We start from the raw sequence: 25,544 nt of genomic DNA, 5'->3' as shown, positions 1-25,544 counted from the left end.
GCGGTGACCCCGGTCGCCCTCGCGGTCTCCGGTGCTGCCGCTTCCGCCGCCTCTCCGGTACCGGCGTGGCCGCGGAGCACCGTTCTCACGCGCCGGCGGCGGGTTCCTTCGCCGCGGTTCCCTCCGGCTCCACCGCCGCCGCGGCGGGCAGGGCCTCGGGCCTTCCGGGCAGCAGCGGCGTGGCGATCAGGATGACCACACAGACCGCGGTCACGAACCAGTAGACGCTGTGGAACCCACTGACCGCGTCGGCCCGATTCCCGTTGTCCGCCCCCGCCGTCGCGAGGATCAGGGTGACGAGCGCGACGCCGAGCGCGCCGCCCAGCTGATTGAGGTTGTAGAGCACCGAGCTGCCCTGCGGCACCTTCTCCGGGGGCAGCGTCCGGTAGAGCGCGCCCATGGTGGGCGCGCCGACGGCGCCCAGGCCGAGGCCGATCGCGAAGGCGCCCAGCGCCGACCACAGTTCGCCGCTGTCGCCGCCGACGCGGGTGAGTGCGAACGCGCCGAGCGCCGCGACGACCGCGCCGCACCGGGCGGGAGTGCGGGCCCCCATCCGGTCGCTGAGCCGTCCCGCGAGCGGCATGGCGAGTGCGGAGCCCAGGCCCAGCGGCGCCACGAGCAGCCCGGCCGCGCGGGCCCCGTGTCCGTGCAGCAGCTGGTAATAGAGCGGCAGCGCGAACAGGCCCGCGTAGGTGGCAAGTCCGACGAGCCCCTGGACGGTGACGCTCGCGGCGAAGCTGCGGCTGCTGAAGAGCCGGACATCGATCAGCGGCGGGACGCGCCGGGCGCGCAGTGCGTGGAGTACGTAACCGATGAGCAGGACGAGGCCGATGGCCAGCGGGACGAGCACGGACGACGCCGCGAATCCGGCGTGTTCGCCGGCCTGGGTGAGGCCGAGCACCATGGCGGCGAAGCCGGGGGCCATCAGCGCGAAGCCGGTGACATCCAGCCGGGTCCCGGACCGTGCGCCGGCCGGGTCGGCCGGGATGACCCGCGTCGCGAGCAGGAAGGCCACGATCCCGACCGGCAGGTTGATGAAGAACATCCAGCGCCAGTCCAGGGATTCGAGCACCACCCCGCCGAGCACCGGGCCGAGGACCGGGCCGAGCGACAGCACCACACCCATCATGCCCATGACACGTCCGGCCCGGTTCGGACCCGCCGCCCGGGCCAGGATCACCAGGACGAGCGGATCGAGCACACCGGAACCGAAGCCCTGCACGATCCGGAAGACGATCAGGCTGCTCAGGTTCCAGGCGAGCGCGGACGCCAGCGAGCCCACCAGGAACAGCACCAGCCCGAACAGCCACAGCCGCCTGGCGCCGAACCGGCCGATCGCCCAGCCGGCGACCGGGATCGTGATGGTCAGCGTGAGCAGATAGGCGGTCGAGGCCCAACTGACCGACGTCAGCGAGGTCTTGAACTCTCGGGAGAGCGTGTCGGCCGCGACGGCCACCATCGTGCTGTCGAGGATCCCCATGATCCCGCCCAGCAGGACCACGCCGATCAGTCGCAGCAGCCCGGGGTCCAGACGGCCATCCCGCGTTGTGGACATAGTCGCAACTCCATCAGGAACGTCATGGAACATCACTTGAACCGGTCGGTTCAACATAACGGCCTCCGCCGGAGCCGGGCAACCAATACGCCCAGAAGACTGAACTCATTGGTTCATTCTTCGAGTTGCGACGGTACGCTGACGGGGTGACGGAATCCAGAACCTCTCCCGCGCCCCGGCGAGACACCTCACGCGGACGCATCGACAAGCGGAGGGCCATCCTCGACGCCGCCTTCCGGGTCTTCGCCCGCGAGGGGTACGGGCAGTCCTGTGTGCAGGAGATCGCGGCCGAGGCGGGCGTCGCCAAGCCCACCGTCTACAACCACCTCCGCGACAAGGAGTCCCTGTTCCGCGAAGCGATGGAGACCGTCGCCGCCCGCACGGTCGGCCATCAACTCGCCGCGCTCGACGGACTGCGCGAACCGGGGGACGACCTGCGCGCCGCGCTGGAGCTCACAGGGCACCGGCTCCTGCGCTCCCACTCCACCGAGGAGTCATGGGCGCTGCGCCGGCTCATGCACGCCGAGGCCACCCGGTTTCCCGAACTGCTCGATGTCGTACAGCACGAGGGGGCGCGGCGCGTCATGGACACCCTCGCGGACCGGCTGGCGCGGCTGACGCTCTCGGGACGGCTGCGGACCCACGACCCGGACCTGGCGGCGGAGCAGTTCCTCGCCCTGCTCCTGGGGCCGATGGACATCCGATCCCGGCTCGGCACCCGACAGGTCCCGGACGGTGAACTGCGCGCCGTGACAGGGGCGGCGGTCGACACCTTCCTGCACGCCCACGCCACACAACCCGCGGCCCGGACCGACGCCGGTGCCCGTGCCGAAGCCGGTGCCCGTACTGAAGCCGGTGTCCGTACTGAAGCCGGTGTCAGCCGCTCTTCCGGGAGTGCGCGACCGTGACGACGACTCTTATCACCGGCGCCACCAGGGGCCTCGGCCGGGAGACGGCACGGCGGCTGGTCGAGGCGGGCCACACCGTCCATCTCGGCGCACGGGACCTCGACCGGGGACGGGCGGTCGCCGAGGAGATCGGCGCACACGCCGTTCTCCTCGATGTGACCAGCGACGAAACCGTACGGGCGGCCGTGGCGGCCGTGCGCGAGCGGAGCGGAGGCCTTGACGTCCTCGTGAACAACGCGGGCATCACGGGCCCCCTCAAGGAGCCCGGCGAGATGACGGCCGAGGATGTGCGCGCGGTGTACGAGACGAATGTCCTCGGGGTCGTGCGTGTGACCCAGGCGTTCCTGCCGCTCCTGGAGGCCGGTGAGTCGCCGGCCGTGGTGAACGTCAGCAGCGGACTCGGCTCCCTGGCCATCGCCGCCGCGCCCGAGCGCTACCGCCCCCTGCTGCCCGTCTACTACCCGAGCCTCGGCTACAACTCCTCCAAGGCCGCCCTGAACATGCTCACCGCGCAGTACGCCATGACGTACCCCGCGATCCGGTTCAGCGCGGTGGATCCCGGCTGGACGGCCACCGATCTGAACGGCCACCGAGGGATCCTGAGCGTCGAGGAGGGCGCCGGGATCATCGTGCGGACGGCGATGTCGGGAGCCGACGGCCCCACGGGCGGCTTCGTCGGGAACTTCGGGCCCGTTCCCTGGTGACCGTCCCCGCCCGGTCACCGTTTCGTAGGATCGTCCCGTGACCACGGGGACCGGTGCGGGGGCAGGGCCGCACACACACAGCACCACCGGCCTGCCGGCGCCGTCGCACCCGGGAGCCGGCCCCACGCCGCCCGCCGGACCGTACGCGGAACACGGCGCCGCGCCGCCGACGGACATCGAGCGGGAGCTGTACGAGGCCACGTCACGCGGCGGCGCGGACGCGGTCCTGGACGCCCTCTCCCGTACCCCGCTGTATGTACTCGTCCCCCGGCTGCACGCCGACACCCCCGGCTTCACCGCCCCGCTCCCCTCGTTCCACGATCCCGCGACCGGCCGGATCTGTGTCCCCGTGCTGACCCCGGGCATGCTGCCGCCCTGGCATCCGGAGTGGGTGTTCCGCCGGACCCGGCTCGCCGAACTCGCCCTCGCCTGGCCGCGGGACCGCCGGTGGCTCTCGGTCAATCACGGCACGCCGTACGCCGCCCTCGTCGAGGCCCGGACCCGGCACCACCGGGCATGGCTGAAGGCCGACGCGCGGTCCGGCGGGCCGCGGGCGGGCCGGCTGCTCACCCTTGGCGGCGGGGCGCTGCACGGGCCGCTCGCGCACGGGCTGGCCCTCGGCGCCCATCTCGCCCTGCACAACGGCCTCGTCTGGAACCAGCTCGGTGCCGTGTACGAGGACTACCCGACGGACAAGGCCCGGCTGCGCAGCCCCTGGGGCATCCACCACCGAGCCGACTACCGGGAACGGCTCGACTCCCTGATGCGGACCCGCCTGGTCGGCCGGGTCCATGAGACCGTCCTGCGCACCCGGTCCGCCCTCGCCACCCGGCTCGGCCGCACGCCTTCCCACCAGGAGTGGTCCGAGGCGGTGACCGGTACGCCGGCCGCACGCCGCGCCGACGCGGAGGATCTCGCGGAGGCACGGGAGGCGCTGCGGCGGATCGTGCGCTACGAGGACCTGTTCCGGGCCGAGGGCTTCCTCGCGCCGGACGACCGCGTCGACACCCTGGCCGCGTTCGACCACGGGCGGGCGGTCAACGTGGTGCGGCTCGCCCTGGGAGCCCGCTTCTGCGAGCCGGCCGAGGCCGAGCAGGCGGTCCTGCGGATCGGCGTTCTGGCCCGTCGCGCGTACGGCTCCTGGGCGGACTTCTCGCTCGGCTACTGCCTGACCCGGCTGATCCACTTCGACGAGGACGAGGGGACGGGCCACACGGTCCAGGAGTCGCTGGCCCAGCACCGCATCCTCACCCAGGACCCCACGAGCCCCTACCGGAACATCCCTTGGTCATGAACCCGCACCCGCCGGCCGCACACCCGGCTCCCTGGTACCCGCCGTCCGAGACCGAGCAACTGCTCTACGAGGCCGGGCTGCGGGGTGACACGGAGGCCCAACTGCGGGTGCTGGCCGGGGCGGAGCTGTACATCCCCGCGCCGAAGGCCGAGGTCGACGCCGATCCCAGGGTGATCACCTGGCGTCCGCACAGGGACCCGTCGGGACAGGTCTGCATGCCGGTGCTCACCCGCGGGATGCTGCCGCCGTGGCATCCGGACTGGGTGTTCCGGGGGGTCTCGCTGCGGTGGATCGCCGAGTTCGACTGGCCGGACCCCCGGGAGCTGCTGGGCGTCAACGTCGGTACGCCCGCCCAGCTCCTGCTGCCCACCGCACCTCCGCACCGGGCCGTGTGGCTGCGCTGCTACGCCGAGAACGACCGCCCCGACGGAGGCAGGCTGCTCGCGCTGCGGCACGGCGCGCTGCACGGTCCACTGGCCTACGGGCTGGCCTGCGGGGTTCATCTGGCGATCGGGAACGGAGTGCCGTGGAACGAGATCGGCACGGTCTTCCGCGCCTACACACAGGAGCGCGAGCAGCTCCGCGACTCCTGGGGGATCACCGATCACGCGGGCTGGCAGAAGCAGTTGAACGCCCTGCTGGACGCCCGCAACAGCCCGCCGGAGCCGGACTTCGCGCTCCGTGCCCGGGAGCAGCTGCGGGTCGTGCACGGCGAGCCGCCCTCGGCCGATCTGTGGCGCGAGACCGCCGCGGGTCACGCCCAGGACATCGGGGCGGACCCCGACGACGTACGGGGCATCGAGGAACTGGTGCGCAGGATCATCCGGTACGAGGCCCGGTTCCGGGCGGACGGTCTGCTGCCGCCCGACGGCAGGGTGCGCACCACGGTCGCCTACGACTACGGGCGCGCCGTGAACCTGGCGCGCTGGGGGCTGTCGGCCCGCTACTGCACCCAGGCGGAGGCGGAGCAGGCGATCGTGTACGCCGGGGCGCTGGGCAAGTCGGCCTACCGTTCGTGGGAGGAGTTCTCGGCGGCGTACGCGCTGGGCCGGGTGCTGCGCTTCGACGACGAGGAGTACGGGCCGTTCTACGAGCAGAACGTCCTCGCCCACCGCCTTCTGGCGGAGAGCGAGGGCAGTCCCTGGCGCCACATTCCGTGGCGCTGAGCCCGGCGGTGTCCCGGGCCGGCGGTGTCCTGGGCCGGCGGTCCTGGACCGTCGGCCGCGCTGCCGTGGGCCGGCGGCCCCGTACCGTCAGGACCCGGTGAGCAGATGGCGGTAGCTGTCCGGGTTCTCCTCCAGATAGGTGGCGAGGCTCATGGCCGGGTGCCCGGTGAGGGCCGGTACGGCGTCCGAGACGGTCGCCATCTCACCGGTCGCGATGGCCTCGTACGAGGTGACCCAGCCGGCCACCTCCCAGTCCTCGGCTCCGTACCCGGCCCGGGAGGCGTAGGCCTCCTCCCGGGTCTCGGGGACGTAACGGACCGTCCGTCCGGTGCGGCGGCTCAGCTCCTCGGCGGCTTCGGCCAGGGTGAACGCCTCGGGTCCGGTGAGGTCGTGGACCCGGCCGTCATGGCCGGTGCTCTCGTCGAGCAGTACGGCGGTGGCGGAGTCGGCGATGTCCTCGTGCGCGACGGCCGCGACCCTGCCGTCGCCGCCCGGCCCGCGCAGGACGCCGTCGGCGCCGGTCATCGCCGGGATACCGGCGAGGTACAGGCTGTCGCGGAGAAAGGTGTACCGCAGCCCGCTGGTGCGGATGTGTGCCTCGGTGTGCCAGTGGTCGCGGGCGAAGGTGAACGTCGCGTCCGGTGCGGCGCCGAGGAACGACACGTACACGATCCGCTCGACGCCCACGGCGACGGCCGCGTCCACCACCGTGGTGTGCTGGCGCACCCGGTCGGGGCTTTCGTGCGCGGAGACCAGGAACAGGGTGTGTGCCCCGTCCAGGGCGCGGCGCATCGCTTCCGCGTCGCCGTAGGGGGCCGGGGGCGCGTGGACCGCGCCGGGCAGGTCCGGCAGCCGGGACGGGTCGCGGCCGAGCAGGCGGACAGGGACGCCGGTGCGCGCGAGCCGCCGGGCGACCCGGCCGCCGACCGCGCCGCTCGCTCCGGTCACCGCGGTGAGGGGGCCGATCACTGGGTTTCGCCTTCCTCTCGTTGCCAGGGCCGTACCTCCACGACCGCGTCCACCGGAAGCGGTCCGTACAGGTGCGGGAACTTCTCTCCGCCCGGCTTCACGGCCTCGTACCGCACGGGGTCCGTGAGCCGGCCGGGATCGATGACCAGGACCACCAGGCCCTGGTCATCGGCCCCGTACAGCATCTGTGCCACACCGGCGAGCTGGTGGGGCAGCGAGCAGTGGATGAAACCTTCCTCCCCGAGGGTGCGGCCGCGGGTGGACATCTCGTACCTGCCCTTCCCGCGCGCCGCCTCCCACAGGGGTTCCTCCGTGATGTGCAGAAGCGGTTCGGTCATCCGGCCACGCTAAGGTCTGGGCCCGCGCGCCGGTATCAGCCGTTGCGGCGGCGTGCCCTGCGCGCGGTCACCAGGGCCGCTCCACCGGCCGCGACGAGTGCTGCCGCGATGCCTCCGATGATCCATTCGCCGCCCCGGGAGCCGGTGTGCGGGAGTTCGCCGCCGGGGTGGCCCGGTGAGTGCGAGGGGCTGGGGCCGGGGCTGCTCTCCGAGGGGGTCGGGGTCGGCTCGGTCGGGGTGGGGGTGGGCTCGGTGGGCGTGGGGGTCGGTTCCGTCGGGGTCGGGGTGGGCTCCGTCGGGGTCGGGGTGGGCTCCGTCGGAGTGGGGGTCGGTTCCGTCGGGGTGGGAGTGGGCGTGGGTTCCGTGCCGCAGGCGGGCAGGTCGCCGACGAAGGGGTACGCGTGCAGCTCCTGGCCGCCCGATTCACCGGCCGAGCTGTGGGTGAGCGAACCGGCCGTGTAGAACCGGCCGTTGGTCCCGCTCATCCGGAGCGTCGTCGTTCCGGTGGGCCGGCCGGCCAGGACGCTGCCCTGGAACTGGCCCGAGCCGGACAGCGTGAGGCCGGTGGCGTCCGGGAAGTTCCACAGCAGGTGCTCGCGCAGCCCCGGATCGGGCAGGGTGTCCATGAGCGTGCTGACGCGGCGGGTGCTGCCGTACACATTGACCAGGACCGTGGCTCCGTCCGGGATGTCCGCGAAGGCGAAGCCGGTGTCACCGCCCGCGGCGGACACCAGATCCGCGTCCACGTCGAAGATCTGGACGGCCGAGGTGCCGTCACCGGTGAACGTGGTGGTGTCGCCCGTCGTCCGCCAGGTGCCCGTCGCCCCGCGGTGGGCATCGCCCTCGTAGGCGTAGCAGTGGCTCGCCCCGGCCAGCTGGGCGCGCAGTGCCTCGTACGGTGCGGTGGCGTCCTGGACGAAGTGCGGGGCGCCGGTGGGGTTGACCGTGCCGGTGAGGCCACCGCCGTGGGCGACTCTCCCGGAGTGGGAGCCCTCTTCGGCGAGCAGCCGCTCGCCGGGGGCGATGGTCACGTCGCCGCCCACCGTCAGATAGTCGGAGCCGTCCGGCGGCGGCACGCGCGAACCGACCCCGGCCACACCGACGTTGTAGATCTGTGAGGCGCCCGGACGCTTGTCCATGTCGAAGACGCCGAGGGTGACGATCTTCCCTTCGGCCTCGGCAGCCGCCTCCCTGACGAGGAAGTCACCGCCGACGTAGATATTGATGTTGCTGTCGAACCCGGCGACCGGTCCGTTGTTCGGATCGTTCCAGGTGGACGGGCAGTCGCTGCCGAGACAGGGTCCCAGCCCACCGGGCAGCGGGTCCGCCGCCGCGGCGGGCGCGAACATGCCCACCATGGCCGCCGCCGTCGCCACCGTGGTCGCCGCCTTGATCCGCCTGCCGTGCCTGTGCGCCTGTTCTCCCATGCCGGGAAATATGCAGCTTTACTACTTATTCACCCTGTATGACACGCCGGATGTGGCCGGTTTCATGGAATGCGGGAGTTCGGGCACGAGCCCCTCGGAGGCGGGGTACGCCGGGGGCTCAGGCGGCCAGCAGCTTCTCCTCGGTCCGCGGATCGAGGCCGACCGGGGGCCGGTCCGGGCGGTGCGGCGCGACGCCGCCCCGCCCGCACAGCCAGGACCAGGTGTCGGCGACCGTCTCCCCGACCGGCCGGCAGCGCAGTCCGGCGGCGTACGCCTTGGTGTGGCCGCCCTGGTACAGCGTGTCGTGGAGCTCTCCGGCGGGCAGCCACATCGGCAGGTCGCTCCAGGGCTCGACGCCTGCCGCGAGCAGCTTCCCGGGGTCGGTCCAGCGCAGTTCCGCGACGGATCCGGTGACCCGCACACAGGAGTCCAGCAGCTCGCCCATCGTGGCGTGACCGGGGCGGCTGACCGTGTTGTACGCGCCGTTCAGCCCGCTCGCGGCGGCGTCCAGGAGCCAGCTCGCCAGGTCGCGGGCGTCGATGTACTGGAGCGCCGCGTCGCGGGGGCCCGGGGCGATGACCGGTCCGCCGCGGGCCGTCCGGCCGAGCCACCAGGGCAGTCTGCCGATGTTCTCGCCGGGGCCGATGATCAGGCCCGCGCGGGCCAGCAGCGCACGGTCGCCGAACGTGTCGAGCGCCGCCAGCTCGCCGCCGCGTTTGGCCAGGGCGTACGGGACGTCACCGCCCGCGTCGGGAGAGGCGCCGGACACCGGTGGGCCGTCCTCGCCGAGTCCGGCCGGGGCCGGGTACTCGTACACGGAACGGCTGGAAACGTATGTGTAGTGCCCCGCTCTCCCGTTGAGTATCCGGGCGGCGTCCCGGACGGCCGAGGGCGCGCCGCTCCAGGTGTCGACGACCAGGTCCCAGGAGCCCTCGGACAGGGCCACCAGGCCGCCCTCGCCGCCCGTCCGGTCGCCGGTCAGCGCGGTCACGCCCGGCGGCGGCGCGTGGTGACCGCGGTGGAAGACGGTGACCTGCCAGTCCCGGGCCAGGGCGGCCTCCGTGACGGCGCGTCCGACGAACTCCGTACCGCCCAGCATCAGTACCTTCATGGTGATGACTCTGCCCGCCGGACGCCCGGCCGGGAACATGACCACGCTGTCAGCAGAACCGGGAACCCGCGGCCGGGCGGCGGACCCTCGGCCGTACCCCGTACCGGGAACCCGCGGCCGGGCGGGGAGGCCGGTGCCGGGTGTCAGAGTGCGCGCGCCAGCGGGCTGCGGTGGCGCAGCAGCCATTCGTGGTAGCCGGTCACCTGCCGGGCGGCCTCCATGTAGGCGGCCTCCAACTCCCCGTACACCGCCTCCGTATCGGCCTCCGGGCGCGAGACCAGCAGCAGCCGCACGGCGAGCGGGTCGTCGCGCAGCGGGCGGATCGCCATGTCGTCGCGCGGCCCCGAGGTGGGCTGGCAGGGGGCGACCGCCTCACCGAGCACGACCAGGGAGGCGGCGGTGAGGTAGTCGCCGTGCAGCACGGGCGGGTCGAGTCCGGCGGCACCGAGCACCCGGCGCACCCCGTCCCACTCGCCGTCCACCGTCGGGTCCACCATCCACCGGTCCCCGGCCAGATCACCGAGCTCCACCACCGGGCGGGCTGCCGCCGGATGGTCCCGGGCGAGCGAGATGAACTGCGGTTCACGGTCGAGGAGCACCCGCTGCTCCAGGCCGTCCGGTATGGACAGCGGGCTGCCCTCCACCTCGTGCACGAAGGCGACGTCGAGGCGGCCCGCCTCGACGGTGCGCAGCAGCGCGTGGGCCGACACATCGACCCGCAGCGAGATGTCGGTGCCGGGCAGCCGGACCCGCAGCCTGCGCAGCCAGCCGCCGATGACCCGGCTCGCGGTCGATCCGATGCGCAGCCGCGCCCCGCGCGGGCGGGCCGCCTCGGCCTCCGCCAGCGCGTCGGTGACCAGTGCGCTCATCCCGTCGACGAGGGGGCGGGCCCTGCTGAGAACGGCCCGGCCCAGCAGGGTCGGCCGGCATCCGGTCCGTTCGCGCCGGAACAGTTCGGCGCCGAGGGAGTTCTCGATGCGTTTCAGCTGGGTGGTCAGGGAGGGCTGGCTGACGCCGAGACGCCGGGCCGCTTGGTGCAGGCTTCCCGTTTCGGCGATGGCGCAGAGCGCCCTGAGGTGTCTCACCTCAAGCTCCATGCAGCCGAGAGTATGGCGGCCCGCACACCCGGCACCAGACGCCGCAACCCCACCAAAGGGCGTCAATTCAGCGGGTGTTGGGGCGACCGAAACGTGCTGATGCCGTGCTGTTCCGGTGCGCGTGGCACCAGGGCGCCCGGCCGGGCCCCGCTCGGGGACCGGCCGGGCGATAGGGCGGCGCTATCGCGGATTGACATCATCCGCGCGGGACCGGTGCTCCCCCACACTCTCCCCGTACCGCACCCGTACCGAGTCCGGTCACCGGACACCCCCGCGGCACGGGTTCATCGGACACGTAGGAGAAACCCCCCATGAGAAACTCCAGGACCGCCTTCGCCTCGGCCGTCGTCGGCATCGGCTTCGGGCTCGTCGCCGCACTGGGCACCGCACCGGCGCTCGCCTCGGCTCCGGCCCCTGTCGCACCCACCGGCTCCGCGGCCGGCACCCAGGCGAGCTTCGCCGCGTACGAGGGGTCCAGCGAGAACGCCGCGGCCAACCGGGCGTTCTTCGACGCGGTGGTGAAGTCCGTCGCCGAGAAGCGTGCCGCCAACCCGGGCACGCAGGCGGTCACCGTCGTCTACAACGCCTCCAACGCCCCGAGCTTCAGCAGCCAGATAGCCAGCAGCGCGCAGATCTGGAACAGCTCGGTCTCCAACGTCAAGCTCCAGCAGGGCTCCAACGCCGACTTCACCTACTACGAGGGCAATGACTCGCGAGGCTCGTACGCGAGCACCGACGGGCACGGCAACGGGTACATCTTCCTCGACTACGCGCAGAACCAGCAGTACGACTCGACCCGGGTCACGGCCCACGAGACCGGGCACGTGCTCGGCCTTCCGGACCACTACTCCGGTCCGTGCAGCGAGCTCATGTCGGGCGGCGGCCCCGGCACGTCCTGCACCAACGCCTACCCGAACGCGAGCGAGAAGTCGCAGGTGAACTACCTGTGGCAGAACGGTTTCGCGGCCGCGCTGGCCCGCGCCACCTCCTGACGCCCCCGTACGGGCAGGTACGGCACCCGGCGCCACCGCTCCCGGCGGCAACGCCGCACACCGCGCACCGGCCACCGGTTCCCCCATGCCACAAGGGGCCATCCCGCACCGCGGGGTGGCCCCTTGTGGGCTGAACGGCTCCAAGAACACCGGCACTCGGCCCTACCGGGGGGACCCGCCCAGTTCGGCACGGACGAGAGCCAGCAGCTCGTCCTCCGTCATGCCCAGCTCCCGCGCGTCCGAGACCACTTCCCGTACGCGCTCCAGCAGCCGGGCCCGGTGCGGCGAGGCTCCGCCGGTGACGACGGCCCCGCGGCCCCGGCGCAGCTCGATCAGCCCCTCCTCACGGAGCCGCTGATAGCCGCGGAGCACCGTGTGGACATTGACGCCCAGCGACTCGGCCAGCACCCGGGCGGCGGGCAGCCGCTCCCCCTGGGTCACCGCGCCGTCGGCGACGGCACGGCGGACCGACGCGGCGATCTGGTCACCGAGCGGCACGGTGGATGTGGGGTCGACCCGGAAGAGCATGGTCAGCGCCCCGCCCGCTGCCGGTCGGCGAGGGTGTTCAGCAGCGCGGCCCCGGTCGCCGAGTCGTCGACGGTGACGGCGAAGTCGCGGCCGCCCACCAGCCTGGCCACGATGGCCTCGCCCGAGCGGATGATGACCCCGCTCCGGCCGGGGCGGATCCGGTAGCCCCAGCCGCCGTACTCGGCAAGGGCGTCGACCTCCCGGCTGTCCGCCGACTCGATGCGCTCCAGGGGGACGCGGACGCGCGGCCAGGGCAGCAGTCCGGCGACGGTGAGCCCGCGCCGGTCCACGGTGACGCAGGGCCGGGAGAAGGTCAGCAGGGCCAGCCCGAGGAGCAGCAGCGGCACCGCGGCGAGCCACCCGACGGCGAACTGGAGGACGACCGCCGCGGCGAGGAGCGCGAGCGTGGACAGCGGCAGCCACCAGGAACCGGCGCTGCGGGCCCAGCCGGCGACCTCCCCGTCGGCGAGCGCGATCCGCTCACCGGGCAGTTGTCCCGGGCCCGTTCGCGGGTCCTGCGGCGCCGGGACGAGCCGGGCGAGCAGCAGCCCCAGCCCGCCGCCGAGGACACCGGTCCCCAGCGCCGCGGCGAGCTGCCACAGCGGGAATCCGCCGGCGGGGTCGCCCTCGGTGGCGTCCAGGTTGACGAACAGCACCGCCGCGAGCACATAGCCGAAGAACGCCGCCAGGGCGTACCCCCCGGCGATGATCCGGTGGTGGGACGGGCCGTGGAACGTACCCCTCGCCACCGTCCAGGTCCACAGCACGCCGAGCACGCCGAGCGCCAGCACGATGCCGAGGACGTACCAGGTCCGGCCGACATGGCCGTCGATGTCCCCGGCGGCGTCGAAGTGGCTCGCCAGCCGGTCGGGCAGCCGGTCCCTGAGGGCGGCGAACAGGATCAGGTCGACCAGCAGGGCGATCAGAAAGGGCAGGCCCGCGAGGGTGACGCGGCCAAGGTTCCTACGTCTCATGAAAACCTCCGTTGTTCGCATGTTAGTAGAACAATGCGCGCGCAACAAGGCGCGGTGGGCGCGGGCCGGGTCTTCGGGTCGGCGGGCCCGGACGGTCAGCGGGCCCGGACCGTCAGCGGGCCCGGACCGTCAGCGGGCCGGGAGCATCCGCCCGGCCGGAGCACCGGCGGCTCCGGGCAGGAGAGGTGCGCGGCGCGACGGAGGGCCCGGCACCATCGGTGCCGGGCCCTCCGCCCACTCGGAGACGACTGTCAGGCGAGTTCCAGCGGGAACGCTCCCCGGTGGCCGGTCCCGGCGCCCTCGGCCGGGCGGGCCTCGAACTCGCGGCAGCTCCAGATCTCCTGGACGAAACCGGTCCGCCGGTCCCACAGGTCCAGCACATCGCCCTCGCCCGCGGCGCCCCGGTAGGCGTCCTTCGCCCCGCGGAAGCAGGCGAGCGCGCCGGAGAGGCCCCGGACGGGTGCCGGGAAGTAGTCGGAGAAGGCGCAGGCGATGCACGTCTGCACCTGCGTGCCGGACGGCAGGATGCGCTGGATCGTGGCCATCGCCGACGCGAAGTCCCGTTCGGCGCGGGCCGATTCGTAGACCGCGCCGTCCAGGTGCAGGGCGAGGTACAGGTCGGGATCGCTGCGGCGCAACGACAGCAGGCAACCGAGCGTGGCCTGGCGCACCGTGCCCGCGGAGAGGACCGGGATCGGCAGATCCCACTCCAGTACGCAGTCGGTGAGCATGCCGTCCGCCAGGACGAACCGGTCGTTCTCCGGAGGTATGCCGGACACCGGTCCGAGGCCGTCGAAGCTTTCGCCCTCGAAGTCGACGCCCCTGATCCGGATGCGGAGTTGCCGTCCGTCCGTGGTGAGTACGACGGCCTCGGAACCCTCGCGGTCCCGGTACCAGCCTGCCCACGACTCATCTGTCATGAGCAGGGACTGTAGCCCGTACCCGGCCGGGTCGCCGTGGCGCCCTCCACCTGCGCTTCAACCCGCGTCCGGTTCACGCCACATCGGCCACATCGAGGGGCCGTCCGGGAGCTCGACGGTGGTGCCCATGAAGGTGAATCCCAGCCGTTCGTAGAGGCTGCGGCTGCGGGCGCTGCTCGCCTCCAGATAGGCCGGGACGCCGTCGCGGTCGCAGCGCTCCAGGACCTGCTCGATCAGGGCCGCCCCGAGGCCTTCCCCCTGGTGTCCGGGGGAGACACCGATCATGAGCAGATACTCGTGGGCCCGGTCGTGCGGGTGGATGGCGCCGGTGAGCCGGCCCACGAGTTCGCACCGTTCGTTGCCGGGGTCCGCGGTCCGCCGCATCAGCGCGGGTGTGGGGTCCTCCTCCTCGGGCTCCCCCGCGGGCACCGGCAGCCACAGGGCCGCGGCGGTGCCGTCCTCCAGCACGTCGATACGGCCCTCGGTGAGCGTGACGTCGACGAAGACGCCGAGGAACTTCCCGTGCACCGCGCGCCGGTGCTCCTCCTCGGGGAAGACCCAGCTGCTGACCGGATCGTGATGGAACGCCTCTTCCAGGACCGAGACGACCAGGTCCCTGTCCCGTGCGTCCGCCCGTCGTGTCCGTACACCCATGACCGGCTCCCGCCCCTTCTCCAGCCCGACCTCAACCAACGGGTGGAATCCTAGAGTTGGGACCGGAAGCCGGTCACAGGAGGCCGGTCACGGGAGGCCGGTCACGGGAGGGCGGTCAGTGGGTCCGGCGCGTGACGAATTCGGCCAGCGACAGCAGATCGCCCGCCGCGGCGGGGTCGGGCACCGCCCGGGACAGATGGTGCACCGCGCGTGCCATCCGGTCGGCCGCGCAGACCTGCGCCCAGTCCCGGCCACCGGCCAGCTCGACGGCGTCGGCTGCCCGCTCCACTTCGCCGCGGGTGTTCATGGCGCCCCGGTAGAGCGCGGCGAGTTCGGCGGCGGCGGGGGTACCGGAGGTGAGCGCCGCCACCACCGGCAGGGACTTCTTGTGGGCGGCCAGATCCGCCCCGACCGGCTTGCCCGTCCGGGCCGGGTCGCCCCAGATGCCGATCAGGTCGTCGATGAGCTGGAAGGAGAGACCCGCCTCGCGCCCGAAGCCGTCCATCGCGCCGACGGCCCGTTCCCCCGCCCCGGCGTAGAGCGCGCCCAGCGCGCACGCGCAGCCGAGCAGGGCGCCGGTCTTGGCGGTCGCCATGGCGAGGCATTCGTCCAGTGAGACCTCCTCGGGGCCGCGCTCCTCGAAGGCGCAGTCGGCCTGCTGTCCGGCGCACAGCTCGATCACGCACGAGGCGAGCCGCGCGGAGGCGCGGGCGGAGGCCGGGTGCGGGTCCTCCGCCAGCAGCCGCTGGGCGAGGGCGAGCAGGGCGTCGCCCGCGATGACGGCGTCCGGGATACCGAAGACCGCCCAGGCCGTGGGCCGGTGCCTGCGGGTGGTGTCCTCGTCGATGACGTCGTCGTGGAGCAGCGTGAAGTTGTGCGCCAGCTCCACGGCGACGGCGGCCCGCAGCGCCTGGTCCGGGTCACCGCCCAGCGCCCTGGCGGCGGCCAGTACCAGCGCGGGTCTGATGGCCTTGCCGGCCTGCCCGTCGGCCGGGGTGCCGTCCGCGTTCTCCCAGCCGAAGTGGTACATCGCGACTCGGCGTATCCCGCCGGGCAGCGATTCCACCGCCGATCGCAGGTGCGGGTCGACGATGTCGCGGGTGCGCTCCAGGAGCACCGCGGCCTCGTGCCCTTCCGTCGTGGCGTCCGTACTCGTCATGGTCATGGTCACTCCCCCTGTGGGTGCGGTGGATACGGGCGGGGCGGCGGGCCGGGCGGCCCGCGCCGCCCGGCCCGCCGAAGGGGTCAGTGCCAGCGGCTCACTTCGACGTTCTCCAGTACGCCGAGGGCGTCCGGGACGAGGATCGCGGCGGAGTAGTACGCGGTGACGAGGTAGGAGATGATCGCCTGCTCGTCGATGCCCATGAAGCGGACCGAGAGGCTCGGCTCGATCTCGTCCGGGATGCCGCTCTGCTGGAGTCCGATGACGCCCTGCTCGGCCTCGCCGGTCCTCATGCAGATGATCGACGTGGTGCGGGTGTCGCTGACCGGGATCTTGTTGGACGGGAAGATCGGCACCCCGCGCCAGGCCGGCACATGGTGGCCGCCGATGTCCACGCTCTCCGGCACCAGACCGCGCCGGTTGCACTCGCGGCCGAAGGCGGCGATGGCCTTCGGATGGGCGAGGAACATCTTCGAACCCCGCCTGCGCGACAGCAGTTCGTCCATGTCGTCGGGGCTGGGCACCCCGTCGTGCGGCTGGATCCGCTGCCCGTAGTCGCAGTTGTTCAGCAGCCCGAACTCACGGTTGTTGATCAGCTCGTGCTCCTGGCGCTCGCGCAGCGCCTCGACCGTGAGCCGCAACTGCTGCTCGGTCTGGTTCATCGGCTGGTTGTAGAGATCGGCGACCCGGCTGTGCACCTTCAGCACGGTCTGGGCCACGCTCAGTTCGTACTCGCGCGGCGCCGCGTCGTAGTCGACGAAGGTGTGCGGGACAACCGTTTCTCCCACGTGGCCCGCGGAGAGATCGATCGCCGCCTCGCCGTAGTGGTTGGTCCGCTGCTGCGGGATGGAGAGCACACCGGCGAGATGATCCCGGAGGGAATCGGCGCGGTCCGCGAGGTTGAGCACGTCCGCGCGGCGCAGGGTCAGGAGCGTGCAGGGGGTGAGGGCGCGGGTGGTGTACTCCCAGGCGGCGTCACCGTCGACCAGACTGTGGTCGCCGAAGTACGAGCCGTCGGCGAGGACTCCGAGCACCGCCTCGTCCCCGTACGGACCGGAGCCGACCTTCTCCACCTTGCCGTGCGCCAGCAGGTGGACCCGGTCCGCCGCGTCCCCCGCGGTGGCGATCACCTCTCCCGCGGCGACTTCCCGCTGTTCGCACCGGCGGGCCAGTTCGGCGAGGACCTCCTGGTCGCCGAAGTCCCGCAGCGCGGGCAGTTCCCCGAGCTCGGCGGGGATGACGGCGACCTGGTCGCCGGTCTGCACGAAGGTCACCCGGCCGTCGCCCACCGCGTGGCTGAGCCGTCGGTTCACCCGGTACGTGCCGCCCTGCACCTGCACCCACGGCAGCATGCGCAGCAGCCACCGCGAGGTGATCTCCTGCATCTGCGGCGCGGATTTGGTGGTCGTCGCGAGGTTCCGCGCAGCGGCCGTGCCGAGACTCTGCTGCGGCGGGCCCTGCGTGTCGCGAACCTCTTCACCAACGGACATCTGACGTCCTTTCGATCATGGACTGACCTGCGCGAAGAAGCCTTTCAGCACGATGAGTCGCAGCGCCATTACACAAATGAGTGTGACTAACCGGGCCCAAGTCGGGGCACGGTGTTCCGTGTCGCCCGGCGCTCCGGTTAATTTGCATCTTGGATGCCACTTATCTACTCTGGCGCCCATGCGGCTGACGAGATTCACCGATGTGGCACTGCGCGTGCTCATGCGACTGGCCGTCGCGCGGGACGACGATCCGCCGACCACCCGGGAGGTGGCGGCCACGATGCGGGTGCCGTACACCCACACCGCCAAGGTCGTCGCCCGGCTCCAGCACCTCGGTCTGGTCGACGCGCGCCGCGGCCGCGGCGGCGGACTCACCCTCACCTCGGCGGGCCACCGCGCTTCGGTCGGCAAGCTCGTACGTGAACTGGAGGGTACGGGCGAAGTGGTCGAGTGCGAGGGCGACACCCCGTGCCCGCTGCGCTCCGCCTGTCGTCTGCGCGGCGCCCTGCGCCTGGCCGAGGATGCCTTCTACGCCACCCTCGACCCGGTCACCGTCGCCGAACTCGTCGTCTCCCCCACCGGCCCGCTGCTGGTAGGCATCAGCGCCCGCCCCGCACCGGACTGACCCGCCGGGCCGCACTCCCCCGCACCACCGTTCCGGCACTCCGTCGCCCCGCGCCCGCACGCGGGTCAGCGCACGGAGCGGTCCGTCGCGGCCAAAAATACGCATCTCCCATACCAATTAATTACGCCGTCATCCCACCCTGAGGAGTCCACCGATGCTCTCCGAGACGTCGACCGCCACCGTCCGTGCCACCCTCCCCGCCGTGGGCGCGGCCATCGGGGAGATAGCGGACCTCTTCTACCGCAAGCTCTTCGACGCCCACCCCGAGCTGCTGCGCGACCTCTTCAACCGCGGCAACCAGGCCTCCGGCGCCCAGCGCCAGGCCCTCGCCGGCTCCATCGCCGCCTTCGCGACCCAACTGGTCGAGCACCCGGACACCCGTCCCGACGTGATGCTCGGCCGCATCGCCCACAAGCACGCCTCGCTCGGGGTGACCGCCGGACAGTACGAGGTGGTGCACACCCATCTGTTCGCCGCCATCGCCGAGGTGCTGGGCGACGCCGTCACTCCGGAGGTCGCCGCCGCCTGGGACGAGGTCTACTGGCTGATGGCGGGCGCGCTGATCTCCATCGAGGAGCGCCTGTACGCCCAGCGGGGCGTCGTCGCCGGTGATGTGTGGCGCGAGTGGGAGGTGGTGGACCGGACCGAGGAGACCGAGGACGTCGCCACCTTCCGGCTGCGCCCCGTGGACGGAACCGCCGCTCCCTCCTTCCGGCCCGGCCAGTACGTCTCCGTACAGCTGGAACTGCCCGACGGGGCCCGGCAGATACGCCAGTACAGCCTTTCCCGCTCCCCCGGGTCCCCGCTGCGCTCGATCACCGTCAAGCGGGTCCGCGGGGAAGGGACCCCGGACGGCGAGGTGTCCCGGCAGCTGCACGAGCACACCCGGGCCGGCGACCGGCTGCGCGTCTCCGTCCCCTACGGGGATCTGGTGCTCGACCACACGGACGCGCCCCTGCTGCTCGCCTCCGCGGGCATCGGCTGCACCCCGATGCTCTCGATGCTGGAGCACCTGGTGGACACCGGCCACCGCTCCCCCGTCACCGTCGTGCACGGCGACCGCTCGCCCGCCGCACACGCGCTGCGCGCCGAGCACACGCTGCTCACCGGCGAACTCCCCGGCGCCGAAGCGCACTTCTGGTACGAGGACCCGGAGCCCGGCCACCCCGCCGGCCGCACCGGGACGGTCGATCTGACCGGTATCACCGTCCTGCCCGGAACGCACGCCTATCTCTGCGGCCCGCTCCCCTTCATGCGCGCCGTCCGCGGCCAGCTGCTGGGCTCGGGCGTCCGGGCGTCCGACATCCACTACGAGGTGTTCGGCCCGGACCTCTGGCTCGCCGCCGGCTGACCCACGGCCGCCCCCCGGGGCCGCCCCGCGGCGACAATGGACGCATGCACCACGAAGCCCCCCGTCCCGCCCGGCCGCGGCCCCGCCTCCCCTCGCCGCTGCGGCCGGCCGAGGACGAGCGGTTCGCCCGGCACGGCGTCACGCTGCTGCTCAAGCGCGACGACCTGATCCACCCGGACCTGCCGGGCAACAAGTGGCGCAAGCTCTCGCCCAACCTCGCGGCCGCCGCCGGATCGCCCCTGCTCACCTTCGGCGGTGCCTACTCCAACCATCTGCGGGCCACCGCGGCCGCCGGGCGGCTGTTCGGGTTCCCCACGATCGGCGTCGTACGCGGCGACGAACTGGCCCACCGTCCGCTCAACCCCTCACTGGCCCGTTGCGCGGCCGACGGCATGCGTCTGCACTTCGTGGACCGCGCGACGTACCGGGCGAAGACCCGTCCAGAGGTCCTGGAGGGGCTGCTGAGCCTCTTCGGGGAGGTCTGTGTCATCCCGGAGGGCGGCAGCAACGCCCTGGCCGCACAGGGCTGCACAGCCCTGGGGCAGGAGTTGCGCGGGCGCACCGACGTGGCCGCCGTGGCGTGCGGGACGGGGGGCACCCTGGCCGGCCTCGCCGCAGGCCTGGATCCGGGTCAGCGCGCGCTGGGCATCCCGGTCCTGCGCGGCGGCTTCCTGGGGGGCGAGGTGACCCGGCTCCAGCACGAGGCCTTCGGCCGTCGCGCCGGGCGGTGGTCCCTGGACGAACGCTTCCACTTCGGCGGCTACGCCCGTACGCCCCCGGAGCTGCACGCCTTCGCCGAGGACTTCGAGGACCGGCACGGGCTGCCCGTCGAGCGGATGTACGTCGCGAAGATGCTGTACGCGCTGACGGCCCTCACCGAGGAGGGCGCCTTCGCACCGGGAACGACGGTGACCGCCGTGGTGACCGGCCCGCCCTACGAGTCGTCGGTCTCCCGGTAGGCCGCCGCCTCCTCCAGGTCGAGCCGCCGCAGCAGGGTCCGCATCATCTCGTCGTCGATCCGCCGCTCGTCGCGCAGCCGCACGAAGACCTCGCGCTCCGCCCCGATCATCTCCCGGGCCAGGCGGCGATAGGTGTCGTCCGCCGACTCCCCGGTGACCGGGTCGGCCGCGCCCAGCCGCTCCCACACGGCGTTGCGCCGGCGCTCCATCACGGTGCGCAGCCGGTCGGCCAGCGGCGGGGGCAGACGGTTGTGCTCGTCGGACAGCAGCTCCTCCAGACGTTCCTCGGCGGCCGTGGACGCCTCGCTCTGCGCCTGCGCCTCGGCCAGCGTCTCGGCCTGCGCGTCACGCCCCGGGAGCTTCAGCACCCGCACCAGGAGGGGCAGGGTCAGGCCCTGGATCACCAGCGTGCCGATGACCGTGGTGAAGGTCAGGAACAGCACCAGGTTCCGGGCCGGGAAGTCCTCACCGTCATGGGTGACCATCGGGATCGAGAACGCGATGGCGAGCGAGACGACGCCGCGCATCCCGGCCCACCCCACGATCAGCGGGGCGGTCCAGTCGGTCCCGGGCTCGCGTTCCCGGATCCGCCGGGAGAGCCACCGGGGCAGATAGGTGGCCGGGTAGACCCAGACGAACCGCACCACGACGACCGCGAGGAACACCACGACCGCGTAGCCGAGCGCCTCCCCCACCCCGTACGCGCCGAGCCCCTTCAGTACGAAGGGCAGCTGGAGCCCGATGAGGGCGAACACCGCGGACTCCAGGACGAACGCGACCATCTTCCAGACCGCCGCCTCCTGGAGCCGGGTCGCGAAGTCGACCTGCCAGGAACGGTGCCCCAGATAGAGCGCGACGACCACGACGGCGAGCACTCCGGAGGCATGCACCCGTTCGGCCGCCGCGTACGCCACGAACGGGATGAGGAGGGACAGCGTGTTCTGGAGGAGCGCCTCCTTGAGGTGGGTGCGCAGCCAGTGCAGCGGCACCATCAGGAGCAGACCCACACCCACCCCGCCGAACGCCGCCAGCAGGAACTCGCCGATCCCGGCGCCCCAGCTCATCCCCTCACCGACCGCGGCGGCCAGCGCCACCTTGAAGGCGGTGATCGCGGTGGCGTCGTTCACCAGGGACTCGCCCTGGAGGATCGTGGTGACCCGGGCGGGCAGCCCGACCCGGCGGGCGATGGCGGCGGCCGTCACGGCGTCCGGCGGGGCGATCACCGCCCCGAGGACCAGCGCCGCGGTGAGCGGCAGGTCGGGCACCATCAGATAGGCGAGCCAGCCCACCGCCACGGTCGCGAAGAGCACGTACCCCACGGAGAGCAGCGCGACCGGCCGCGCGTTGGCCCGCAGATCGAGGTACGAGCTGTCGACCGCCGCCGTGTAGAGCAGCGGCGGCAGCAGCAGCGGGAGCACGATGTGCGCGTCCAGGGTGTACGACGGCACCCCGGGAAGGTACGAGGCCACCAGACCCACGGCGACCAGCAGCAGCGGCGGGGGCACGGGGGTCCGGCGCGCCGCCCCCGCGACCGCCGCACTGGCCGCGATCAGGGCCACCAGCGGCAATGCGTCCATCTCACGGTCCTCGCATCCGTCGTAATCTGGCAATCATGAGTGAGTGCCCGCACGTTCTCGAACTGCCGCGCCCCGAGCCCGCCCCGCTCAGCGGCACCTGTCTCGAATGCCTGGCGGCGGGCAGCCACCCCGTGCAGCTGCGGCTGTGCCTGGCCTGCGGGCATGTCGGCTGCTGCGACTCGTCGCCGCTGAGGCATGCCTCGGCGCACTACAAGGAGTCCGGTCATCCCGTGATGCGGAGCTTCGAGCAGGGCGAGAGCTGGCGCTGGTGCTTCCAGGACGGTTCGATCGTCTGACGTCTGGGTACGTCAATGCGGCGCCGGTTCTTCGCAATTGGCCGCCGCAGACCCCTAGCCACTGTCCGTACACATGGATCTACCATGAGTGACGGCCGGGGTGAGGGGTCTCGGCGACACGGCATCATGGGTCGCGATAGCGTCGCCGAGCCAGGAACCGACGACGGACCACATGGCTCCGGGCCACTTCTCCCGGAACCTCGAAAGAGTTTGTGCCACCTTGGAGGTGAGGGTGTCCCAGATCGCAGGCGAGCCCGGGAATCAGGACTTCGTAGAGGTCCGGCTGCCCGCTGCGGGTGCCTACCTGTCGGTGCTGCGAACGGCCACGGCCGGTCTCGCAGCGCGTTTGGACTTCACTCTCGACGAGATCGAGGACCTTCGCATCGCGGTCGACGAGGCCTGCGCGATCCTGCTCCAGCAGGCCGTGCCGGGCTCCGTCCTCAGCTGCGTGTTCCGTCTCGTCGACGACTCTCTCGAGGTGACGGTGTCGGCCCCCACGACGGACGGCCGCGCGCCCGAACGTGACACCTTCGCCTGGACGGTGCTCTCCGCGCTGGCCGGCAAGGTCGACTCCACGGTCGCCGACGACCGTACGGTCAGCATCAGCCTCTACAAGCAACGCGGCGCGGGCCCCGGGCCGGCGTGAGCGAGGGGAACGGGGACGGTTCTGTGCGGGACGAGACGATCCGACCCGGGGTGGTGCGCCCAGCAGCCATCCCTGAGCAACAGGCCCGGCCGCATCCGGTGGACGGAGCGGACGGGCCCGAGAGCCGTACGGTCGCGGTGGAGCAGTCGCAGGCAGAGCGGACGGTCCAGATGAGCGAGCACGGGCACCACGATCCACATGACCGCAGCGGGGCGCGGGCACTCTTCATCGAGCTGCGGGAGCTGCCCGACGGCTCGCCCGAGAAGGCGGAGCTGCGCAACCGGCTGGTGCGGATGCATCTGCCGCTCGTGGAGCATCTGGCGCGCCGCTTCCGCAACCGCGGCGAGCCGCTGGACGACCTGACCCAGGTCGCCACGATCGGCCTGATCAAGTCGGTGGACCGGTTCGATCCGGACCGGGGCGTGGAGTTCTCGACGTACGCGACCCCCACGGTCGTCGGCGAGATCAAGCGCCACTTCCGCGACAAGGGCTGGGCGGTACGGGTGCCGCGCCGTCTTCAGGAGCTGCGGCTCTCGCTGACCACGGCCACCGCGGAGCTCTCCCAGCAGCACGGCCGCTCGCCGACCGTGCACGAGCTGGCGGAGCGGCTGGGCATCTCCGAGGAAGAGGTCCTGGAGGGGCTGGAATCGGCCAACGCGTACAGCACGCTCTCCCTGGACGTCCCGGACACGGACGACGAGTCGCCCGCGGTCGCGGACACGCTCGGCTCCGAGGACGAGGCGCTGGAGGGTGTCGAGTACCGGGAGTCGCTGAAACCGCTGCTGGAAGACCTGCCGCCGCGCGAGAAGCGCATTCTGCTGCTGCGCTTCTTCGGGAACATGACCCAGTCGCAGATCGCGCAGGAGGTCGGCATCTCGCAGATGCATGTCTCGCGGCTGCTGGCCCGCACACTCGCCCAGCTGCGCGAGCGGCTGCTCGTGGAGGAGTAGCGGACGGGCACCGGCCACCGGCCCGGCGCGGACGCGACGGGTCACAGGTCGGGCCGGGTGCCGGAAATGCCCGGGTCAGGCGCCGGGGGTCGTCCGCGGCCCCCGGCGGATGCCCAGCTCACGGGTGGTCGCCGGGTTCATGACCAGCACGAGCCCGGTCACGGCCACCGCGGCGAGAACGATCCCGGCGGGGATCAGCGCGCCCTGCGCCCGCAGCAGGGTCCAGGCCACCGGCAGCGCCATCAGCTGGGTGATGAGCGCGGGTCCCCGGCTCCAGCTGCGGCGCAGCAGCAGCCCGCGGGCCGCGAACAGCGGAATCAGGCCGAGCGCGATGAGGGTGACCCCGCCCGTCTCCGCCTGCTGGGGGCTCTCGGGCCGCCCGACCAGCCCCATCACCAGCATGTAGAGCCCGCCGATGACCAGTGCCGCCCCTTCCAGGGCGTTGACTCCGGCGAGGACGGCGATCCTGCCCGGCTTCTCCGGTGTTTCCGGTGTCTCCGGTGTCTCCGGTGTTTCCCCTCCGTCCGCGGCGGACGGGGAGGGCGTGTTCTGCTGAGTACTCACGCCTCTCAGACTGGCATCCTCCGGCGGCGAAAGCGAAGCCGGGGTACGGGGGTGGGGCACGGGGCGCGGAGTACGGGGCGCGCGGGACACGGGAGCACGGAGCGGCGGGCGCGGGGCCCAGGACGGCGGCCGTTCACGTTCCGTCACCGGCCGCGGACGCGGGGGATCCGGACTACTGGGCGGTACCACCCGATAGGTAGTCTGGCGGGCATGCGCGCACTCCTCGTGGTCAACCCAGCTGCTACCACCACCAGCGCGCGGACCCGTGACGTGCTCATTCACGCCCTGGCGAGCGAGATGAAGCTGGAAGCGGTGACCACCGAGTACCGCGGGCACGCCCGGGACCTGGGGCGCCGGGCCGCCGACAGCGACGACATCGACCTGGTGGTCGCCCTCGGCGGCGACGGCACGGTCAACGAGGTCGTGAACGGGCTGCTGCACAACGGCCCCGATGTGGACAGCCTGCCGAAGCTCGCGGTGGTTCCCGGCGGCTCCACCAATGTCTTCGCCCGCGCGCTGGGACTGCCCAACGACGCCGTGGAGGCGACGGGCGCGATCCTGGACGCGCTGGAGCAGCGGAGCGAGCGGACGGTCGGCCTCGGTCTGGCGGCCGGCACCCCCGGCACGGCGGACGAGTCGGTTCCGGACCGCTGGTTCACCTTCTGCGCCGGACTCGGATTCGACGCGGGGGTCATCGGCCGGGTCGAACAACAGCGCGAGCGCGGTCGGCGGTCGACGCATGCGCTCTACGTACGCCAGGTGGTCCGGCAATTCCTGGAGGAGCCGCACCGGCGGCACGGGATGATCACGCTGGACGTGCCCGGCCAGGACCCGGTCACCGACCTCGCCCTCTCCATAATCTGCAACACCGCCCCGTGGACCTACCTGGGCAATCGCCCGATGTACGCCTCTCCCAAGGCATCCTTCGACACCGGCCTGGACATTCTCGGGCTGAAGCGGCTGTCCACCCCCGCGGTGACCCGTTATGCCACCCAGCTGCTCACTTCGAGCCCCGAAAAGGGCCCGCACGGAAAGCACGCGGTTTCACTGCATGACCTCACGGACTTCACCTTGCATTCAAAGGTGCCACTGCCCTTCCAGATGGACGGTGACCACCTGGGACTGCGTACGAGCGTGACGTTCACAGGCGTACGCCGTGCACTGCGTGTGATTGTGTGAGTGGAAGGGCCCAAAGTCCTTTAACTCGAACGTTTGGGCTGGCCCCCACCCCTAAGAAGTACGGCTGTGACCTAGCCGACACCGAGGAATCAAAAAAAACTTTCCAGA

The 25,544-nt window shown here is 72.3% G+C and carries 26 protein-coding genes; 12 read left to right on the top strand and 14 right to left on the bottom strand.

The features are described 5' to 3' along the window. Positions 1–85 precede the first annotated feature (85 nt). Complete coding sequence (locus OHA98_RS07910; RefSeq protein WP_266923727.1) at positions 86–1,555, bottom strand: DHA2 family efflux MFS transporter permease subunit; 1,470 nt, start codon at positions 1,553–1,555, stop codon at positions 86–88. A gap of 146 nt (positions 1,556–1,701) precedes the next feature. On the opposite strand from OHA98_RS07910, the gene OHA98_RS07905 reads away from it, so the two are divergent. The 4 genes from OHA98_RS07905 to OHA98_RS07890 all read left to right on the top strand — a co-directional run bounded on the left by OHA98_RS07905 (position 1,702) and on the right by OHA98_RS07890 (position 5,627). Beyond that, complete coding sequence (locus OHA98_RS07905) at positions 1,702–2,463, top strand: TetR/AcrR family transcriptional regulator (RefSeq protein ID WP_266923725.1); 762 nt, start codon at positions 1,702–1,704, stop codon at positions 2,461–2,463. Beyond that, the gene (locus OHA98_RS07900; protein WP_266923723.1) at positions 2,460–3,167 is read left to right on the top strand and encodes an SDR family NAD(P)-dependent oxidoreductase; all 708 of its coding nucleotides are present in this window, start codon (positions 2,460–2,462) and stop codon (positions 3,165–3,167) included. The genes OHA98_RS07905 and OHA98_RS07900 overlap by 4 nt, the downstream gene beginning before the upstream one ends. Positions 3,168–3,342: 175 nt before the next feature. Next, positions 3,343–4,461 carry a DUF1266 domain-containing protein gene (locus tag OHA98_RS07895; RefSeq protein WP_266927792.1) on the top strand — a complete coding sequence of 373 codons (1,119 nt, stop codon included), beginning with the start codon at positions 3,343–3,345 and terminating at the stop codon, positions 4,459–4,461. Further along, the gene (locus OHA98_RS07890) at positions 4,458–5,627 is read left to right on the top strand and encodes a DUF1266 domain-containing protein (RefSeq protein WP_266923722.1); all 1,170 of its coding nucleotides are present in this window, start codon (positions 4,458–4,460) and stop codon (positions 5,625–5,627) included. Before OHA98_RS07895 ends, OHA98_RS07890 begins: the two co-directional genes overlap by 4 nt. An 87-nt stretch (positions 5,628–5,714) precedes the next feature. Here the strand turns inward: OHA98_RS07890 and OHA98_RS07885 are convergent, their stop codons facing one another. The 5 genes from OHA98_RS07885 to OHA98_RS07865 all read right to left on the bottom strand — a co-directional run bounded on the left by OHA98_RS07885 (position 5,715) and on the right by OHA98_RS07865 (position 10,569). After that, positions 5,715–6,596, bottom strand: coding sequence for an SDR family oxidoreductase (locus OHA98_RS07885; protein ID WP_266923720.1), 882 nt, complete (start codon positions 6,594–6,596; stop codon positions 5,715–5,717). Next, positions 6,593–6,934 carry a DUF952 domain-containing protein gene (locus tag OHA98_RS07880; protein ID WP_266923718.1) on the bottom strand — a complete coding sequence of 114 codons (342 nt, stop codon included), beginning with the start codon at positions 6,932–6,934 and terminating at the stop codon, positions 6,593–6,595. Before OHA98_RS07880 ends, OHA98_RS07885 begins: the two co-directional genes overlap by 4 nt. A 35-nt stretch (positions 6,935–6,969) precedes the next feature. After that, positions 6,970–8,361 (bottom strand): choice-of-anchor A family protein, encoded by a 1,392-nt coding sequence (locus OHA98_RS07875; protein WP_266923716.1) that lies wholly within the window; start codon positions 8,359–8,361, stop codon positions 6,970–6,972. Between the two features lie 118 nt (positions 8,362–8,479). Next, positions 8,480–9,472, bottom strand: a complete 993-nt coding sequence (locus OHA98_RS07870) for a reductase (protein ID WP_266923714.1) — start codon at positions 9,470–9,472, stop codon at positions 8,480–8,482. Positions 9,473–9,615: 143 nt separating this feature from the next. Further along, entirely contained in the window at positions 9,616–10,569 is a 954-nt protein-coding gene (locus OHA98_RS07865) for a LysR family transcriptional regulator (protein WP_266923712.1), read from the bottom strand. Between the two features lie 311 nt (positions 10,570–10,880). On the opposite strand from OHA98_RS07865, the gene snpA reads away from it, so the two are divergent. Beyond that, positions 10,881–11,561 carry a snapalysin gene (snpA, locus tag OHA98_RS07860; protein WP_266923711.1) on the top strand — a complete coding sequence of 227 codons (681 nt, stop codon included), beginning with the start codon at positions 10,881–10,883 and terminating at the stop codon, positions 11,559–11,561. Positions 11,562–11,723: 162 nt separating this feature from the next. Here snpA and OHA98_RS07855 read toward each other — a convergent pair whose 3' ends face one another. The 6 genes from OHA98_RS07855 to OHA98_RS07830 all read right to left on the bottom strand — a co-directional run bounded on the left by OHA98_RS07855 (position 11,724) and on the right by OHA98_RS07830 (position 17,289). Then, a complete protein-coding gene (locus tag OHA98_RS07855; protein ID WP_266923709.1) occupies positions 11,724–12,089 on the bottom strand; it encodes a GntR family transcriptional regulator in 366 nt (121 codons plus the stop codon). Positions 12,090–12,091: 2 nt separating this feature from the next. Further along, positions 12,092–13,063: a DUF1648 domain-containing protein gene (locus tag OHA98_RS07850; protein WP_266923707.1), complete on the bottom strand. Its 972-nt coding sequence runs from the start codon at positions 13,061–13,063 to the stop codon at positions 12,092–12,094. Positions 13,064–13,314: 251 nt separating this feature from the next. Further along, entirely contained in the window at positions 13,315–13,983 is a 669-nt protein-coding gene (locus OHA98_RS07845) for a DUF6304 family protein (RefSeq protein ID WP_266923705.1), read from the bottom strand. A 57-nt stretch (positions 13,984–14,040) separates the two neighbouring features. Beyond that, positions 14,041–14,637 carry an N-acetyltransferase gene (locus OHA98_RS07840; RefSeq protein WP_266927790.1) on the bottom strand — a complete coding sequence of 199 codons (597 nt, stop codon included), beginning with the start codon at positions 14,635–14,637 and terminating at the stop codon, positions 14,041–14,043. Positions 14,638–14,752: 115 nt separating this feature from the next. Continuing rightward, a complete protein-coding gene (locus OHA98_RS07835) occupies positions 14,753–15,796 on the bottom strand; it encodes a family 2 encapsulin nanocompartment cargo protein polyprenyl transferase (RefSeq protein ID WP_266927788.1) in 1,044 nt (347 codons plus the stop codon). 86 nt (positions 15,797–15,882) lie between these two features. After that, a complete protein-coding gene (locus OHA98_RS07830) occupies positions 15,883–17,289 on the bottom strand; it encodes a family 2B encapsulin nanocompartment shell protein (protein ID WP_266923703.1) in 1,407 nt (468 codons plus the stop codon). Between the two features lie 178 nt (positions 17,290–17,467). On the opposite strand from OHA98_RS07830, the gene OHA98_RS07825 reads away from it, so the two are divergent. The 3 genes from OHA98_RS07825 to OHA98_RS07815 all read left to right on the top strand — a co-directional run bounded on the left by OHA98_RS07825 (position 17,468) and on the right by OHA98_RS07815 (position 20,224). After that, positions 17,468–17,914, top strand: coding sequence for an Rrf2 family transcriptional regulator (locus OHA98_RS07825; RefSeq protein ID WP_266923702.1), 447 nt, complete (start codon positions 17,468–17,470; stop codon positions 17,912–17,914). A 154-nt stretch (positions 17,915–18,068) separates the two neighbouring features. After that, the gene (locus OHA98_RS07820) at positions 18,069–19,265 is read left to right on the top strand and encodes a globin domain-containing protein (protein WP_266923701.1); all 1,197 of its coding nucleotides are present in this window, start codon (positions 18,069–18,071) and stop codon (positions 19,263–19,265) included. A gap of 44 nt (positions 19,266–19,309) precedes the next feature. Next, positions 19,310–20,224 carry a 1-aminocyclopropane-1-carboxylate deaminase/D-cysteine desulfhydrase gene (locus OHA98_RS07815; protein WP_266923699.1) on the top strand — a complete coding sequence of 305 codons (915 nt, stop codon included), beginning with the start codon at positions 19,310–19,312 and terminating at the stop codon, positions 20,222–20,224. Here the strand turns inward: OHA98_RS07815 and OHA98_RS07810 are convergent. Then, positions 20,200–21,801, bottom strand: a complete 1,602-nt coding sequence (locus tag OHA98_RS07810) for a Na+/H+ antiporter (RefSeq protein WP_266923698.1) — start codon at positions 21,799–21,801, stop codon at positions 20,200–20,202. The genes OHA98_RS07815 and OHA98_RS07810 overlap by 25 nt on opposite strands. Before the next feature lie 35 nt (positions 21,802–21,836). Between OHA98_RS07810 and OHA98_RS07805 the strand changes: the two genes are divergently transcribed. The 3 genes from OHA98_RS07805 to OHA98_RS07795 all read left to right on the top strand — a co-directional run bounded on the left by OHA98_RS07805 (position 21,837) and on the right by OHA98_RS07795 (position 23,693). Continuing rightward, a complete protein-coding gene (locus OHA98_RS07805) occupies positions 21,837–22,097 on the top strand; it encodes a UBP-type zinc finger domain-containing protein (RefSeq protein ID WP_266923696.1) in 261 nt (86 codons plus the stop codon). A gap of 232 nt (positions 22,098–22,329) precedes the next feature. After that, positions 22,330–22,743, top strand: a complete 414-nt coding sequence (locus tag OHA98_RS07800) for an anti-sigma regulatory factor (protein ID WP_003966375.1) — start codon at positions 22,330–22,332, stop codon at positions 22,741–22,743. A 23-nt stretch (positions 22,744–22,766) separates the two neighbouring features. Next, entirely contained in the window at positions 22,767–23,693 is a 927-nt protein-coding gene (locus tag OHA98_RS07795; protein WP_266923695.1) for an RNA polymerase sigma factor SigF, read from the top strand. A 75-nt stretch (positions 23,694–23,768) separates the two neighbouring features. Here OHA98_RS07795 and OHA98_RS07790 read toward each other — a convergent pair whose 3' ends face one another. After that, positions 23,769–24,257 (bottom strand): hypothetical protein, encoded by a 489-nt coding sequence (locus tag OHA98_RS07790; protein ID WP_266923693.1) that lies wholly within the window; start codon positions 24,255–24,257, stop codon positions 23,769–23,771. Positions 24,258–24,467: 210 nt separating this feature from the next. Between OHA98_RS07790 and OHA98_RS07785 the strand changes: the two genes are divergently transcribed. Then, a complete protein-coding gene (locus OHA98_RS07785) occupies positions 24,468–25,436 on the top strand; it encodes a diacylglycerol kinase family protein (protein WP_266923691.1) in 969 nt (322 codons plus the stop codon). The last annotated feature ends 108 nt before the right edge of the window (positions 25,437–25,544 follow it).

This window comes from Streptomyces sp. NBC_00654, from assembly GCF_026341775.1.
GTDB lineage: Bacteria > Actinomycetota > Actinomycetes > Streptomycetales > Streptomycetaceae > Streptomyces.
The sequence above is the reverse complement of the archived record's forward strand: the minus strand, read 5'-3'. Positions and strand labels throughout refer to the sequence as shown.

Excerpts from the sequence above, each read along its gene's own strand:
- OHA98_RS07910 (WP_266923727.1), bottom strand. The coding sequence starts at position 1,555 with ATGTCCACAACGCGGGATGGCCGTCTGGACCCCGGGCTGCTGCGACTG.
- OHA98_RS07890 (WP_266923722.1), top strand. The coding sequence starts at position 4,458 with ATGAACCCGCACCCGCCGGCCGCACACCCGGCTCCCTGGTACCCGCCG.
- OHA98_RS07880 (WP_266923718.1), bottom strand. The coding sequence starts at position 6,934 with ATGACCGAACCGCTTCTGCACATCACGGAGGAACCCCTGTGGGAGGCG.
- OHA98_RS07875 (WP_266923716.1), bottom strand. The coding sequence starts at position 8,361 with ATGGGAGAACAGGCGCACAGGCACGGCAGGCGGATCAAGGCGGCGACC.
- OHA98_RS07870 (WP_266923714.1), bottom strand. The coding sequence starts at position 9,472 with ATGAAGGTACTGATGCTGGGCGGTACGGAGTTCGTCGGACGCGCCGTC.
- OHA98_RS07865 (WP_266923712.1), bottom strand. The coding sequence starts at position 10,569 with ATGGAGCTTGAGGTGAGACACCTCAGGGCGCTCTGCGCCATCGCCGAA.
- snpA (WP_266923711.1), top strand. The coding sequence starts at position 10,881 with ATGAGAAACTCCAGGACCGCCTTCGCCTCGGCCGTCGTCGGCATCGGC.
- OHA98_RS07855 (WP_266923709.1), bottom strand. The coding sequence starts at position 12,089 with ATGCTCTTCCGGGTCGACCCCACATCCACCGTGCCGCTCGGTGACCAG.
- OHA98_RS07850 (WP_266923707.1), bottom strand. The coding sequence starts at position 13,063 with ATGAGACGTAGGAACCTTGGCCGCGTCACCCTCGCGGGCCTGCCCTTT.
- OHA98_RS07845 (WP_266923705.1), bottom strand. The coding sequence starts at position 13,983 with ATGACAGATGAGTCGTGGGCAGGCTGGTACCGGGACCGCGAGGGTTCC.
- OHA98_RS07840 (WP_266927790.1), bottom strand. The coding sequence starts at position 14,637 with ATGGGTGTACGGACACGACGGGCGGACGCACGGGACAGGGACCTGGTC.
- OHA98_RS07835 (WP_266927788.1), bottom strand. The coding sequence starts at position 15,796 with ATGACGAGTACGGACGCCACGACGGAAGGGCACGAGGCCGCGGTGCTC.
- OHA98_RS07830 (WP_266923703.1), bottom strand. The coding sequence starts at position 17,289 with ATGTCCGTTGGTGAAGAGGTTCGCGACACGCAGGGCCCGCCGCAGCAG.
- OHA98_RS07825 (WP_266923702.1), top strand. The coding sequence starts at position 17,468 with ATGCGGCTGACGAGATTCACCGATGTGGCACTGCGCGTGCTCATGCGA.
- OHA98_RS07820 (WP_266923701.1), top strand. The coding sequence starts at position 18,069 with ATGCTCTCCGAGACGTCGACCGCCACCGTCCGTGCCACCCTCCCCGCC.
- OHA98_RS07815 (WP_266923699.1), top strand. The coding sequence starts at position 19,310 with ATGCACCACGAAGCCCCCCGTCCCGCCCGGCCGCGGCCCCGCCTCCCC.
- OHA98_RS07810 (WP_266923698.1), bottom strand. The coding sequence starts at position 21,801 with ATGGACGCATTGCCGCTGGTGGCCCTGATCGCGGCCAGTGCGGCGGTC.
- OHA98_RS07805 (WP_266923696.1), top strand. The coding sequence starts at position 21,837 with ATGAGTGAGTGCCCGCACGTTCTCGAACTGCCGCGCCCCGAGCCCGCC.
- OHA98_RS07785 (WP_266923691.1), top strand. The coding sequence starts at position 24,468 with ATGCGCGCACTCCTCGTGGTCAACCCAGCTGCTACCACCACCAGCGCG.